12 protein-coding genes are annotated in these 13,744 nt (G+C 73.9%); 7 read left to right on the forward strand and 5 right to left on the reverse strand.

Annotated features, from left to right (window positions below):
- Nucleotides 1–401, reverse strand: a 401-nt coding sequence (locus EAO71_RS11345; protein ID WP_187282635.1) for an FtsB family cell division protein, incomplete at its 3' end; no start/stop codon positions are given.
- A complete protein-coding gene (gene rsmH, locus EAO71_RS11350; protein ID WP_147977608.1) occupies nucleotides 401–1,363 on the reverse strand; it encodes a 16S rRNA (cytosine(1402)-N(4))-methyltransferase RsmH in 963 nt (320 codons plus the stop codon). The genes EAO71_RS11345 and rsmH, both read right to left, overlap by 1 nt.
- 399 nt (nucleotides 1,364–1,762) lie before the next feature.
- On the opposite strand from rsmH, the gene EAO71_RS11355 reads away from it, so the two are divergent.
- The 4 genes from EAO71_RS11355 (at nucleotide 1,763) to EAO71_RS11370 (ending at nucleotide 7,297) form a co-directional block, all read left to right on the forward strand.
- Nucleotides 1,763–2,308, forward strand: coding sequence for a beta-class carbonic anhydrase (locus EAO71_RS11355; protein WP_187282636.1), 546 nt, complete (start codon nucleotides 1,763–1,765; stop codon nucleotides 2,306–2,308).
- Nucleotides 2,309–2,487: 179 nt separating this feature from the next.
- Nucleotides 2,488–3,531, forward strand: coding sequence for an AAA family ATPase (locus tag EAO71_RS11360; RefSeq protein ID WP_147977610.1), 1,044 nt, complete (start codon nucleotides 2,488–2,490; stop codon nucleotides 3,529–3,531).
- Entirely contained in the window at nucleotides 3,531–4,880 is a 1,350-nt protein-coding gene (locus tag EAO71_RS11365) for a DUF58 domain-containing protein (RefSeq protein ID WP_147977611.1), read from the forward strand. Before EAO71_RS11360 ends, EAO71_RS11365 begins: the two co-directional genes overlap by 1 nt.
- Entirely contained in the window at nucleotides 4,877–7,297 is a 2,421-nt protein-coding gene (locus tag EAO71_RS11370; protein ID WP_147977612.1) for a transglutaminase TgpA family protein, read from the forward strand. Before EAO71_RS11365 ends, EAO71_RS11370 begins: the two co-directional genes overlap by 4 nt.
- A gap of 403 nt (nucleotides 7,298–7,700) precedes the next feature.
- Here the strand turns inward: EAO71_RS11370 and EAO71_RS11375 are convergent, their stop codons facing one another.
- The 3 genes from EAO71_RS11375 to EAO71_RS11385 all read right to left on the reverse strand — a co-directional run bounded on the left by EAO71_RS11375 (nucleotide 7,701) and on the right by EAO71_RS11385 (nucleotide 9,791).
- Nucleotides 7,701–8,099 (reverse strand): DUF3040 domain-containing protein, encoded by a 399-nt coding sequence (locus tag EAO71_RS11375; protein ID WP_147977613.1) that lies wholly within the window; start codon nucleotides 8,097–8,099, stop codon nucleotides 7,701–7,703.
- A 305-nt stretch (nucleotides 8,100–8,404) separates the two neighbouring features.
- Nucleotides 8,405–9,193, reverse strand: a complete 789-nt coding sequence (locus EAO71_RS11380; protein ID WP_147977614.1) for a methyltransferase — start codon at nucleotides 9,191–9,193, stop codon at nucleotides 8,405–8,407.
- A gap of 67 nt (nucleotides 9,194–9,260) precedes the next feature.
- Complete coding sequence (locus EAO71_RS11385) at nucleotides 9,261–9,791, reverse strand: SAV_6107 family HEPN domain-containing protein (protein WP_147977615.1); 531 nt, start codon at nucleotides 9,789–9,791, stop codon at nucleotides 9,261–9,263.
- Between the two features lie 167 nt (nucleotides 9,792–9,958).
- Between EAO71_RS11385 and EAO71_RS11390 the strand changes: the two genes are divergently transcribed.
- From EAO71_RS11390 to EAO71_RS11400, 3 genes are read left to right on the forward strand one after another with little or no spacing between them, the layout of a single operon-like run.
- Nucleotides 9,959–10,945, forward strand: coding sequence for an ATP-binding cassette domain-containing protein (locus EAO71_RS11390; RefSeq protein ID WP_147977616.1), 987 nt, complete (start codon nucleotides 9,959–9,961; stop codon nucleotides 10,943–10,945).
- Nucleotides 10,917–13,004 (forward strand): YhgE/Pip family protein, encoded by a 2,088-nt coding sequence (locus EAO71_RS11395; protein ID WP_147977617.1) that lies wholly within the window; start codon nucleotides 10,917–10,919, stop codon nucleotides 13,002–13,004. The genes EAO71_RS11390 and EAO71_RS11395 overlap by 29 nt, the downstream gene beginning before the upstream one ends.
- 29 nt (nucleotides 13,005–13,033) lie before the next feature.
- Nucleotides 13,034–13,642: a TetR/AcrR family transcriptional regulator gene (locus EAO71_RS11400; RefSeq protein WP_147977618.1), complete on the forward strand. Its 609-nt coding sequence runs from the start codon at nucleotides 13,034–13,036 to the stop codon at nucleotides 13,640–13,642.
- The last annotated feature ends 102 nt before the right edge of the window (nucleotides 13,643–13,744 follow it).

Below are 13,744 nucleotides of genomic sequence, written 5' to 3' on the forward strand. Positions count from 1 at the left end.
CCCGCACACCCTTCGTCCTGCTCGTGGTGGTCCTGCTCGGCGGCGGCCTCGGAGGGCTCGCCGCGCACCGTGCCGTCGGGGTCGAGGAAGGCCGGGCTGCCGCCCGGGACCATGCCGAGCTCGCGGGCGCGCCGCTCCAGCGCGTCGGGAGCGGAGTAGTCGTCCACGTCCCGTTGGAGGGCCTGCTCCTCGTCGGTCAGCTCGGTGGTCTTCTTCTTCAGCTCGCTGAGCTTGAAGGAGCCCTGGTTGAGGGCGGAGTTGAGCAGCAGCAGGGTGATCAGGCCGCCGCCGAGCAGGACCACCACGAGCAGGACGAAGGGTGTGCGGGCGGCGGTCCTGGGCCCCGACGGCATGAGCCGCCCGAGCCGCGCGGCCCGCCCCTTGAGCGGCCCCTTCCCCATCACGAGGTCTCGTCCTCCCGGATCCGCTCCGCGCCCCGCAGCCGGGCCGGGGCCGCGCGGCGGTTCTCGGCGACCTCCTCCTCCGTGGGGAGCTCGGCGCCGCGGGTGAGCAGCCTGAGGCGGGGCTGGTAGCGCTCCGGCACGACCGGCAGGCCGGGCGGGGCCGTGTTCGCCGCGCCGGCGGCGAAGACCTGCTTGACCAGCCGGTCCTCCAGCGAGTGGTACGACAGGACCGCGATCCGGCCGCGCACCGCGAGCGCCTTGACGGCCGCCGGGATCGCCCGCTCCAGGACGGTCAGTTCGCCGTTGACCTCGATCCGCAGGGCCTGGAAGGTGCGCTTGGCGGGGTTCCCCCCGGTGCGCTTGGCCGCCTGCGGCAGCGAGTCGCGGATCAGCTCGACCAGGCGGGCGCTGTTGCTGAACGGCTCCTTCTCGCGTTCGCGCACGACGGCGGAGACGATGCGCTTGGCCTGCTTCTCCTCGCCGTAGGCGCGCAGGATGCGGACGAGCTCGCCGGCGGGGTAGGTGTTGAGCACCTCGGCCGCGCTCATGCCGGTCGTCTGGTCCATACGCATGTCGAGCGGGGCGTCCTGCGCGTAGGCGAAGCCGCGGTCGGCCTCGTCGAGCTGCATGGAGGAGACGCCGAGGTCGAAGAGGACGCCGTCGACGCGCGGGACGCCGAGCCGGTCGAGTACCTCGGGCAGCTCGTCGTACACGGCGTGCACGAGCGTGGCGCGCTCGCCGTACGGGGCCAGCCGCTCGCCGGAGAGCCGCAGCGCCTCCTTGTCCCGGTCGAGGGCGATCAGGCGCGCCTCGGGGAACCGGCGGAGCAGGGCCTCGCTGTGGCCGCCGAGGCCGAGGGTGCAGTCGACGACCACGGCGCCGGGGCGCTCCTCCAGGGCCGGGGCCAGCATGTCCAGGCACCGCTGGAGCATCACCGGGACGTGGCGGTCGTTGCTCAATGCGCCCTCTCAGATCCGGCGCGGCCGGTACGCACCACCGGGTCCCCGCCCGCTCGCAGAAAGGGGAAGTGGCAGGCCGGCGCCGGTAAGGCGCGTCGGCCGGCCGGCGAGCGGGAGGAGGCCGAGCCGTACGTACCGCCGCACACGCGGGGGAGAATCCGCTGCAATCGCTCGATGTCTCCGTGAACTCCGCGTCACTTTAGTCCACTGGCACCGACGGTCAATCAACCGGCTGGCGCGTCGCGCCGGACGGCGACACGACACCGACATTCCGGGCATATCACCCGTACGGGCCCGACCCCCTCACGCCTGTGGGTTACCTCACAACAAGCCTCATTGACGTTCTTTGTCCGCTCTCACAGCGGGCCGGTGAGCCCTGTGACCATTACCGTCGACCTCATGTCGACCTCTGCACACTCCTCCCACGCCGCGGACGCCATAACGTCGGACAGGACGGTCACCGACCGGCTCGTCGAGGCGAACGGCCGCTACGCCGCGGCCTTCACCGACCCGGGCATGGACGCCCGGCCCGTCCTGAACGTCGCCGTCGTCGCCTGTATGGACGCCCGTCTCGACCTGCACCGCGCCCTGGGCCTGGAGCTCGGTGACTGCCACACCATCCGCAACGCGGGCGGTGTCGTCACCGACGACGTGATCCGTTCCCTCACGATCAGCCAGCGCGCCCTCGGGACGCGCAGCGTCGTGCTGATCCACCACACGGGCTGCGGCCTGGAATCGCTCACCGAGGAATTCCGGCACGAGCTGGAGATGGAGGTCGGCCAGCGGCCGTCCTGGGCGGTCGAGGCGTTCCGCGACGTCGAGCAGGACGTCCGGCAGTCGATGCAGCGGGTCCGGACCTCCCCCTTCCTCCTGCACACGGACGACGTCCGGGGCTTCGTCTTCGACGTGACGACCGGTCTGCTGCGCGAGATCGACCCGGCCTGACCCCGCAAACCCCGGTACAAACACCGCTTTTGTCCACGGGCAAGTGACACATCGAGCCACGGGCAACAAGAATGCTCGGGTGACACCACCCGGAACCCCCGGGAAAGCGGTGTCCGTGTGTCGGGGTGGGCCGGGCCGTCAGTGGCGCCCGGCCCGGTGAAAGGGCCGAGGAGGGCCGGGTGACGACCTATGACGATCGAGCGAGCCTCGCAGATCTGACCACCGCAGCGGAGCGCATCCGCAGGTCGGTGGAGGCAGTGATCGAGGGCAAGCCTGAGGTCGTACGGCTTTCGCTGACCGTGCTGCTCGCCGAGGGGCATCTTCTGATCGAGGATGTCCCCGGCGTCGGCAAGACCATGCTGGCGAAGACGCTCGCGCGGTCCATCGACTGCTCGGTGCGCCGTATCCAGTTCACGCCCGACCTGCTGCCGTCGGACATCACGGGCGTGTCCATCTTCGACCAGCAGCGGCGGGACTTCGAGTTCAAGCCGGGCGCGGTCTTCGCGCAGATCGTGATCGGCGACGAGATCAACCGCGCCTCGCCGAAGACGCAGTCCGCGCTCCTGGAGTCCCTGGAGGAGCGCCAGGTCACCGTCGACGGCCAGACCTACGAGCTGCCCAGCCCGTTCATGGTGGTCGCCACCCAGAACCCGGTGGAGATGGAGGGCACCTACCCGCTCCCCGAGGCCCAGCGCGACCGCTTCATGGCCCGTGTCTCGATCGGCTACCCCAGCCCCGAGGCCGAGCTCCAGATGCTGGACGTGCACGGCGCGCTCTCCCCGCTGGACGACCTGCAGCCGGTGGCGCACGCCCACGACATCCTGAAGCTGATCGAGACGGTGCGGGGGGTGCACGTCGCCGACGCCGTCCGCCGCTACGCCGTGGACATCGTCGCCGCGACCCGTACCCATCCCGATCTCAGACTGGGCGCCTCCCCCCGCGCCACGCTGCACCTGGTGCGCGCCGCCAAGGCGTCCGCCGCGCTCAGCGGCCGGGAGTACGTCCTGCCCGACGACCTCCAGGCGCTGGCCGTGCCGGTGCTCGCCCACCGTCTGCTGCCCACCGCGCAGGCCCAGCTCAACCGGCGCACCGCGGAGCAGGTCGTGCTCGACATCCTGCAGCGCACGCCCGTCCCGGCCTCCGCGCCGCCCGCCGGACCGGCCCCCGTCGCGGGCGCCCGCCCGCTCTACGGCCAGCAGCAGCCCGGCGTCCGGCAGCTGTGATGACCACCGCTGCCGGGCCGGAGGGGCAGCAGGGGGACGGCCGGGGCGGTCTGCGGGCCGCCCTGGGCGGGCTCACCACCCGCGGCCGGTCCTTCCTCGCCGCCGGGATCGCCGCCGCGATCTGCGCCTACGTCCTCGGCCAGGGCGACCTGCTGCGCGTCGGGCTCCTGCTCGCCGTGCTGCCGCTGATCTGCGTCGGCGTGCTGCACCGCACCCGCTACCGCGTCGCCGGCAGCCGCCGGCTCTCCCCGCAGCGGGTGGCGGTCGGCTCCGAGGCACGCGTCCATCTGCGGATGGAGAACGTGTCGAAGCTGCCCACCGGCCTGCTCATGCTCCAGGACCACGTCCCGTACATGCTCGGGCCGAGGCCCCGCTTCGTGCTGGACCGGGTCGAGGCGGGCGGCCGGCGCGAGGTGTCCTACCGGGTCCGCTCGGACCTGCGCGGACGCTTCCCCCTGGGGCCGCTCCAACTGCGCCTGAACGACCCCTTCGGCATGTGCGAGCTGACCCGCTCCTTCAGCACCCACGACATGCTGACCGTGGTGCCCCGGACCGAGCCGCTGCCCCCGGTGCGCCTCGCCGGCGAGGCGGCCGGGTACGGGGACGGCCGGCAGCGCTCCCTGGCGCTGTCCGGGGACGACGACGTCATTCCGCGGACCTACCGCCACGGCGACGACCTGCGCCGGGTCCACTGGCGCTCCACCGCCCGCTACGGCGAGCTGATGGTCCGTCGCGAGGAACAGCCGCAGCGGGCCCGCTGCACGGTGCTGCTCGACACCCGCGCCCTCGCCTACCAGGGCGCGGGCCCCGACTCGGCCTTCGAGTGGGCGGTCTCGGGCGCCGCCTCCGCCCTGGTGCACATGCTGGAGCGCGGCTACTCGGTCCGGCTGCTCACCGACACCGGCACCACGGTGCCGGGCGAGGGAGCCGAGGGCTTCGCGGGCTCGTCGCAGGACTCGGCCGAGGCGGCCGGCCTGATGATGGACACCCTCGCCGTCGTCGACCACTCCGACGGGGCCGGGATCTCGCGGGCCCACGACGTGCTGCGCGGCGGGAACGACGGTCTCCTGATCGCCTTCTTCGGCGACATCGACGAGGAGCAGGCGGCGCTGGCCGCCCGGATGCGGCAGCGCAGCGGCGCGGCCGTCGCCTTCCTGCTGGACAGCGGATCCTGGCTGACCGGCGGCGCGGTCGCCGGAGCGGTCGAGGAGCGGCTGCGGCACCTGCGGGAGGCGGGCTGGACGGCACTCGCCGTGCCCCCGGGCGCCGCACTCGCCGAGCTGTGGCAGCAGGCCGGCGGAATGCGCGCGGAGAGCACCGCGGGCGACACCTGGGGAGGACGGTCATGAGCGGGCGCGGACGGCTGACGGTGGGCGCCTTCGGCGCGACCCTGACCGCGTCGGGCGCGCTGCTGCCCCTGGTGAAGCCGGCCACCTGGATCTTCACGGCGGCGCTGCTGCTCGCGGTGCAGAGCGGGGTCGGCGCGCTGACCCGGCGGGTTCCGCTGGCCCGGCCGCTGACGATCGCGGCCCAGGCCGCGGTGACCCTGGCGGCCCTGACCCTGGTCTTCGCCCGTGAGGAGGCGCTGCTCGGCGTGGTTCCCGGGCCGGAGGCCTTCGCCCGGTTCGCCACGCTGTTCCAGGCGGGCGCCGAGGACGTCGGCCGGTACGCCATACCCGCGCCGGACACCGAGGGCATCCGCCTCATGCTGGTCTGCGGCGTCGTGGCGATCGGCCTGCTGGTGGACACGCTCGCGGTGACCTTCCGGGCGGCGGCCCCGGCCGGACTGCCCCTGCTGGCGCTCTACTCGGTGGCCGCGGGCCTGTCCGGCGGCGACGCCAGCTGGCTGTGGTTCCTGCTGGCGTCCTCGGGCTACCTGCTGCTCCTGCTCGCCGAGGGCCGCGACCGGCTCTCGCAGTGGGGTCGGGTCTTCGGCGGCGCGCCGCGCGCCGGCCGCCAGGGATCGGGCGTCTCCGAGAGCGGGCAGGTGCTCGCCCCGGTGCGGACCGGCCGGCGGATCGGCGTGGTCGCGATGGGCGTCGCGCTGGTGGTGCCGCTGGCGCTGCCGGGGCTCACCGGCGGGCTGTTCGGCGGCCCGGGCGAGGGCCCGGGCACCGGCGGCAAGGGCGGCACGATCTCGGCGGTGAACCCGCTGGTGTCGATCCAGGACAACCTGCGGCAGCCCGAGGACCGCGAGGTGCTCCGCTACCGGACCAACGCGACCGACACCAGCGGCATGTACCTGCGGCTCGTGGCGCTCGACCAGTTCGACGGCACCTCGTGGAAGTCCTCGGTCCGGCCGATCAAGGACGTGCCCGAGCTGCTGCCGTGGCCCGACGGGCTCGGCCAGGACGTCCGGGCCCAGGAGGTGACGAGCAACTTCGTGGCCTCCCGTACCTACGAGCAGAAGTGGCTCCCGATGCCGTACCCGGCGTCCCGGGTGGCGATCGGCGGACGCTGGCGCTTCGAACCGGCCGGGCGGATGCTCGTCGGCGACGACGGTCAGAACACCAAGGGCGCGGAGTACCAGGTCACGAGCCTGGACGTGCGGCCGACGGCCGAGCAGCTGGGCGCGGCCGCCGCTCCCCCGCAGAAGCTGCGGAGCGAGTACACCCGGGTCCCCGGCTCGCTGCCCGCCGACGTCCGGTCGACGGCGCTGACGGTCACCAAGGGCGCCCGGAACGACTACGAGCGGGCCGTGAAGCTCCAGGACTGGTTCGCGCGCGACGGCGGCTTCCGCTACGACGTCGAGGTCGAGTCGGGGACCGGGGTCCAGGCGATCTCGCGCTTCCTGAAGCAGAAGGAGGGCTTCTGCGTCCACTTCTCCTTCTCGATGGCGGCCATGGCCCGTTCGCTGGGCATCCCGGCCCGGGTGGCGGTCGGCTTCATGCCGGGCACCCCGCAGGCCGACGGCACCCTGTCGGTGGGCATCAGGGACGCGCACGCCTGGCCCGAGCTGTACTTCGAAGGCGCGGGCTGGACCCGGTTCGAGCCGACGCCGACGCGGGGCTCCACTCCGGAGTACACCCGGGACCAGTCCCCGACCGGTACGCCGACCGGACCGGCCCAGCCGAGCGCCTCGGCGTCGGCCCAGCCCTCGGCCGCGCCGAGCGCCTCGGAGAGCTGCTCGCCGCAGATGCGCCGCCAGGGCGACTGCGGCCCGGACCCGGCGGCGGCAGGGGCCTCGTCGGACGACGGCGGGGTGCCGCCGCTGACGGTGGTGCTGATCGTGCTCGGCGTGCTCGTGCTGCTGTCGCTGCCACTCACGCCCCTGCTGTGGCGCACGAGGGTACGGGCCCGGCGGCTCGGCTCCACGGGCCGCGCCGCCGAGGACGCGGCGGCGCGGACGCTCGCCGCGTGGCAGGAGATCAACGACACGGCCTGGGACCACGGGGTGCTGCCCGACGAGTCGCAGACGCCTCGGCGGACGGCCGCGCGGGTCGTCCGGCTGGGCGGCCTGGAGGGCGAGGCGGCCGACGCGGTGCATCGGGTGGCACGGGCGGTGGAGCAGGTCCTCTACGCACCCCGGCCCCGGCCGGGCACGGGCCTGGCGGAGGAGGTCGCCCTGGTCAGGGCGGGCTTCCACGCGACGGCCGGCCGGCGGACGAGGCTGCGGGCCCTGCTCGCGCCCCGCTCGGCGGCCCGGGTGCTCTGGTCGGCCTCGGCCCGGTGGGCGGCGCTGACGGACGCCTGGTCGTCCCGGCGCCGGGCCCTGACGGACCGGCTGACGACGCTGGTCCGCCGCCCGTCCCGCGGCGAGGGCTGAGCCCTCCGTGCCGGTCTCGCCCCCGCCGCGGGCGGGGGCCGAGACCGGCACGGGCGACGGCGGGTGGGCTTCGCCGGAGCGGGTGGGCCCCGGACGCCTGGTGCCGTGGACCCGAGAGGGCGGGGTGCGCGGGGCGACGAGGGGTCGGGCTCGGCGCGACGGTGGGCCCGGCTCGGCGCGACGGTGGGCCCGGCTCGGGCGTCGGACGCCGTCGGGGAGCTGGGTCGACGTCCGAGGGTCCTGACGGGCGACCGGCGGGCCGGCCGGTCCGCGGGCCGGCCGGTGTGGAGAGAGCCGTGGGTCCGGATACGCGACGAGCCCCGGGGCCGGGGCACCTGAGGGTGCCGGGCCGCGGGGCTCGGAGTCGTCGTGATCGGAGGGGGTACCTCCGCTCAGGGGGCCGTCAGTGGCCGCCCTGCTGTTCGTCCCGGCGGCGCTGCCACCGTTCCTCGATGCGATGCATCATCGAGCGGCGCTGTCGGGCCTGACGGCCGCCGGCCGCCCCGCCCCTCGCCTGCTGCTCGCCCGGCTTGGGCGCCTTGCGCCATCCGGTGACCGCCAGGACCGCGCAGCCCAGCATGACGAGGAACCCCACCACGCTGATCCAGATCTGCTGAGCGACCATTCCGGCCATGAGGAGCGCGATACCCACCAGGAAGCCGGCGACCGCTTGGTAGACCCGTCGCCGGGTGTACGTACGCAGTCCGCTTCCCTCGAGCGCTGTCGCGAACTTGGGATCTTCGGCGTACAGCGCTCGCTCCATCTGCTCGAGCATTCGCTGCTCGTGCTCCGAGAGCGGCACGGAGTCCTCCTAGTCGTCGGTCGCGGGGGCGACCGGTAAGCGGCCCTTTCAGGATAGGCAGGGATTCGCCCCCGTGAAACCCGCCCTCAACGCCAAATCGCCAATCCGGGCCGCCATGCGGTTCGGTTGCTGAGGCGTTGATTCCCCAGGGCCCTGCCCGTCATGCCGGATGGTGTCCCCCGATCATACGGGGACACGGGCGCGATCGGGGGGCCTGTGGCGTACTCCATGTGCGGCTGCGTCGCTGATCAGCACGGTGGGGGCTGTCGTCCCCGGCCGGCCGGGGACGTGCCGCCGGCCGGGTGTCAGGCGCGCTTCTCGCCCAGGACGTGCAGCTGGGTGGCGATGGCGTGGAAGGACGGCAGCTCGGCGGCGGCCTCCTCCAGCCTGAGCAGGGCCTCCGCGGCGCCGGGCTCGGTGTCGACCAGGGCCCCGGGAACCAGGTCGGCGAAGATCCGCACGCCGTGCACAGCGCCGACGTCCAGTCCGGCCTCCGCGGCCAGTTCGGTGAGCTGCTCGGCGGTGAAGCGCCGGGGCACCGGGTCGCCGGCTCCCCAGCGGCCCGCCGGGTCGCTCAGCGCCTGGCGGGCCTCGGTGAAGTGACCGGCCAGCGCGCGGGCGAGGACGGCGCCGCCCAGGCCGGCGGCGAGCAGGCTGAGGGCGCCGCCGGGCCGGATGGCGGCGACCGCGTTGCGCACGCCCTCGGCCGGGTCGTCGACGTACTCCAGGACACCGTGGCAGAGCACCGCGTCGTACCCCTCCCGCTCGACGACGTCGAACAGGCCGCGCACGTCGCCCTGCACGCCGCTGACGCGGTCGGCGACGCCCGCCTCGGCGGCCCGGCGCTCCAGCGCGAACAGGGCGTTGGGGCTGGGGTCGACGACGGTGACCCGGTGGCCGAGGCGGGCCACCGGGACCGCGAAGTTGCCGGAGCCGCCGCCCGTGTCGAGGACGTCGAGGCTGTCCTTCCCGGTGGCCTTGACCCGGCGGTCGAGCGCATCTTTCAGGACGTCCCAGACGACGGCGGTGCGCAGGGAGGCGCGCGACGGACGCGACGACGCCTCTCGACCGAAGACAGGGGAAGGGTCCGGCACGGCTGTTGACTCCTCGCTACGGGTACGAACGCTCCCCACCCTATGGCCTCGGGCGCCGTCCCCCCGCTCACCTCACGGCGTCGTCCGCCCCGGGCTGGCGGGGCAGTACCGGCTGGAGGACGAGCATCCGCTCGACCAGGCGCAGGAACATGGCGGCGTCCCGGATCAGGTCGTCGGCGTCCCGCCGGCCGGCCGCCGCGGCGATGCCCGCCTCGGCGCGGGCCCGGCGCTCGGCACCCGAGGCGAAGAGCGCGCTCCACTCCGCCAGCTCGGGGGCTATCTCGGGGAGCACTTCCCAGGCGCTCCGGATCCGGGCGCGCTTGCGGGGGCTGGTCTCGGGCCGGCCGCGGGCGGCGAGCACGGCGGCCGCGGTGCGCAGCGCGGCGAGGTGGGCCGTGGCGTAGCGCTCGTGGGGCAGATCGAGGGCGGCCGCCTCCTCGATGCCGGCGCGTGCCTGGGCGAGCAGGTCGAGTGCGGCGGGCGGGGCGGTGGCGCGGCGCAGGACGGGGTGGATGTCGGTCGGCGGTCCGACCAGTGCGGGGGCAGGGCGACCGGTGCTGCGGCGCCGGGGCGCGGCTGCTGCTGAGGAGCTGGTCATGACGAGCCTCCTGTCGTCGTGTGACGGCGCTGTGGCCGTGTGTATCCATCGTGCAGGCCGCCACTGACAATCCGGCTGACCTGGACTTTTTGCCTTCAGGGCGGATTCGGGGGTAGTTTTTGAACTGACTGGTCAGTTCAAAAAGGGGAAACTGGGGGTGGGGGTCCGTGGAAGCGAACCCGGACGAGCCGCACGGCGCCGCCGTGGTCGCGGACGGCTTCGGGCTGAAGGGACCGCGCGGCTGGGTCTTCCGCGAGGTCGGTCTGCGGGCCGAGCCCGGCTCGCTCGTCGCGATCGAAGGACCGTCCGGCTCGGGCCGCACCTGTCTGCTGCTCGCCCTCACCGGGCGGATGAAGGCCCACGAGGGGCACGCCGAGGTCGCCGGGCTGCGGCTGCCGCGCCGGATGGCCGCCGTCCGCCGGATCAGCGCACTGGGCCCCGTGCCGGGCGTCAGCGACCTCGACCCGGCGCTCACCGTCGACGAGCACCTGCGCGAGCGGGCCCTGCTCCAGCGCCGCTACGACGGTTCGGTCCGTGCCCTGGTGCGGCGCCCCGCCGAGCGGGCCGCGGCGACCAGGGCCCGGATCGACGAGGCCCTGGCGGCGGCCGGGCTCGACCGGGACGCCCTGCCCAAGGCCGGCCGGACCTCCGTACGGGACCTGGAGCGGCTGGAGGCCCTGCGCCTCTCGGTCGCGCTCGCGCTGATCGGCCGGCCCCGCGTGCTGGCCCTGGACGACACCGACCTCAAGCTCTCGGACGCCGACCGGGCCGAGGCATGGGCGCTGCTGCGCTCGGTCGCCGACGCGGGGACGACCGTGCTGGCGGTGTGCAGCGAGGCTCCCGAGGGCGCCCTGCGGATCACCACCACGGCGGGCGACGGCGCACCGGCGGACGCCGGCGAGGAACCGACGGGCACCCGGGCCGAGGACGCGGACGAGGCGGACGGCGACGAGCCGCGGGAGGCGGAGGCGGACTCCTCCGCGCCGGGCGGCGACGAGGACCGGCCGGGCGCCGACGGCGGCGCGGGGGACACCCGGTCCGCCCGGGAGACGCCGGCCGCGCGTGCCACGGACGACACGGACGACACCGAGAACACCGGGAACACCACCGAGGAGGGGGAGAGCGATGCGTTCGCCGAGACTGGCCGCTCTTGAGCTGAAGCGCTTCGGCAGGGGGAAGCTGCCGCGCGCCGCGCTCGTCGCGATCCTGCTGCTGCCGCTGCTGTACGGCGCGCTGTACCTGTGGTCCTTCTGGGACCCGTACAGCAGGCTCGACCGGATACCCGTCGCGCTCGTCAACGAGGACCGGGGTGCCACCACCGACGGCAAGAAGATCAACGCCGGCGCGGACATCACCAAGGGCCTGCGCGAGAGCGCGGTGTTCGAGTGGCACGAGGTGAGCGACGAGCAGGCCGCCGCCGGCGTGGAGGACGGGACCTACTACCTCTCCCTGACCATGCCCGGCGACTTCAGCTCGCGGATCGCCTCCAGCTCCGGCGACGCCCCCGAGACCGGGGCCCTCAAGGTGCGGACGAACGACGCCAACAACTACATCGTCGGGCAGATCTCCCGCACGGTGTTCTCCGAGGTGCGCACCGCCGCCTCCACCAAGTCCTCGCGCACCTTCCTCGACCGGATCTTCATCTCCTTCTCCGACATCCACGACGCGACCGCGGAGGCGGCCAAGGGCGCCGGCCAGGTCAAGGACGGCGTGGACAAGGCGAAGAAGGGCTCCAAGAGCCTCGCCGACGGCCTGAAGGACGCCAAGAAGGGCAGTGGCGACCTCGCCTCCGGCCTCAGGAAGCTCGACAAGGGCGCGGGCGACCTGGAGAGGGGCTCCCGGCAGGTGGCCGGCGGCACCCAGGCGCTCGCCGACAAGGTCAACGGCACCGCCGGCCGGATCCGCCCGTACCTGAAGGACAACGGCAAGTCGATCGGTGACACCGCCCGCCTGGTCTCCCACTCCGCGCAGGCCGTCCGCCACGACCTGGACGACCTGGTCCGGCGCGCTCCCCTCGCCCGCAGCGCCGCGCACATCGCCGACGACAAGCTGGAGGCGCTGTACAAGAAGCAGTGCGTCGACAGCCCCCTGCCCGACCCGAAGGCCTGCCCCGTCCTCAAGGAGGCCAAGGTCAGCGCGGACGACGTGGCGAAGATCGCCGACGACCTGCACGAGCTGACCAAGGACAACGCGGGCGACCTGAAGAAGCTCGACGGGCAGCTGGCCACGCTGCAGAAGCAGGCGGACGCGCTGGCCAAGGCCGCGCCGCACCTGGACGAGGACCTCGAGGGCGCGGTCAAGAAGATCAACGACCTCAACTCGGGCGCGCACAAGGTCGCCAAGGGCGCCGACACCCTGCACACCGGGCTGACCAGTGCCAGGACGGGCTCGGCCGACCTCGATTCCGGCGTCGGCCGGCTCAAGAAGGGCGCGGGCGAGCTCGACGGCGGCCTGTTCAAGCTGGCCGACGGCTCCGGAGAGCTCGCCACCGGTCTGCACGACGGCGTCGCGAAGATCCCCGACTACGACAAGCGGGACCGCGACCGCCGCACCGAGGTCATGGCCGACCCGGTGGAGCTCGCCTCCCAGTCACTGCACAAGGCGCCCAACTACGGCACCGGTTTCGCCCCGTACTTCATCCCGCTCTCCCTCTGGGTCGGCGCGATGGTGGCGTACATGCTGATCCAGCCGCTCAACCGCCGCGCCCTCGCGGCCGGGGCGTCCGCCTGGCGGATCGCCCTGGCCGGCTGGCTCCCGGTCGCGGCGATCGGGGTGCTCCAGGTCGCCGCGCTGATGTCCGTGCTGCACTGGGGACTGGGCCTGCAGATGGCCAGGGCGGCCGGCACGGTCGGCTTCCTCGCCCTGGTGACCTGCTGCTTCGCGGCCATCATCCAGTGGCTCAACGCCCGCTTCGGCGCGGCGGGCCGGATCCTGGTGCTCGCGGTCCTGATGCTGCAGCTCACCTCGGCGGGCGGCACCTACCCGGTGCAGACCAGCCCCGGGTTCTTCAACGCGATCCACCCGTTCCTGCCGATGACCCACGTGGTCGAGGCGCTGCGGCGGCTGATCTCGGGCGGCGGCCTGGGGCCGGTCTGGCAGGCGGTGGCCGTCCTGACCGCGTTCACGGTGGGCGCGCTGGCGCTGACCGCCGTCTCGGCCCGGCGCAAGCAGGTGTGGACCATGGACCGGCTCCACCCGGAACTGTCCCTGTGACGCCCTCCGGACCTGTGAGAATCCATCCCATGGACAGCAGCAGCACCAGACGCCGGGCCACGCGCGCGAAGCTCTACGAGGCCGCCGTCACCCTCATCGCCGAGCAGGGCTTCTCGGCGACGACGGTGGACGAGATCGCCGAGCGCGCGGGCGTCGCCAAGGGCACGGTCTACTACAACTTCAAGAGCAAGACCGAGCTCTTCGAGGAGCTGCTGCGGCACGGCGTCGGCCTGCTCACCGCCTCGCTGCGGGACGCGGCCGAGGAGACGGCGGAGCGGGGCGGCAGCCGGGTCGACGCGCTGGACGCGATGATCCGGGCCGGTCTGGTCTTCATCGACCGCTACCCCGCCTTCACCCAGCTGTACGTGGCCGAGCTCTGGCGCACCAACCGGGCGTGGAACTCCACCCTCCTGGTGGTCCGCCAGCAGGCAGTCGCGGTGGTGGAGGGCGTGCTCCGCGAGGGTGTCGAGGCCGGCGAGCTGAGCGAGGAGATCGACATCCCGCTCACGGCGGCGGCGCTGGTCGGCATGGTCCTGGTGGCCGCGCTGGACTGGCAGGCCTTCCAGAGCGAACGCTCGATCGACGACGTCCACAGCGCGCTGTCCCGCCTGCTGCACGGCCGGGTGAGCGGCCGCTGAACCACCCCCCTCCGCGCGGGTCGGCTCCCCCGCCGGCCCGCGCCGGACGGAGCACGAGAAGAGCGCCGGTCCGGCGAGGCTCGATCCCCCCGAGCCTCGCCG

The sequence above is a fragment of the Streptomyces sp. MS191 genome (genome assembly GCF_008042125.1).
Classification (GTDB): domain Bacteria; phylum Actinomycetota; class Actinomycetes; order Streptomycetales; family Streptomycetaceae; genus Streptomyces.

Excerpts from the sequence above, each read along its gene's own strand:
- EAO71_RS11385 (WP_147977615.1), bottom strand. The coding sequence starts at position 9,791 with ATGACCAGCTCCTCAGCAGCAGCCGCGCCCCGGCGCCGCAGCACCGGT.
- EAO71_RS11400 (WP_147977618.1), top strand. The coding sequence starts at position 13,034 with ATGGACAGCAGCAGCACCAGACGCCGGGCCACGCGCGCGAAGCTCTAC.
- EAO71_RS11370 (WP_147977612.1), top strand. The coding sequence starts at position 4,877 with ATGAGCGGGCGCGGACGGCTGACGGTGGGCGCCTTCGGCGCGACCCTG.
- EAO71_RS11365 (WP_147977611.1), top strand. The coding sequence starts at position 3,531 with ATGACCACCGCTGCCGGGCCGGAGGGGCAGCAGGGGGACGGCCGGGGC.
- EAO71_RS11355 (WP_187282636.1), top strand. The coding sequence starts at position 1,763 with ATGTCGACCTCTGCACACTCCTCCCACGCCGCGGACGCCATAACGTCG.
- EAO71_RS11395 (WP_147977617.1), top strand. The coding sequence starts at position 10,917 with ATGCGTTCGCCGAGACTGGCCGCTCTTGAGCTGAAGCGCTTCGGCAGG.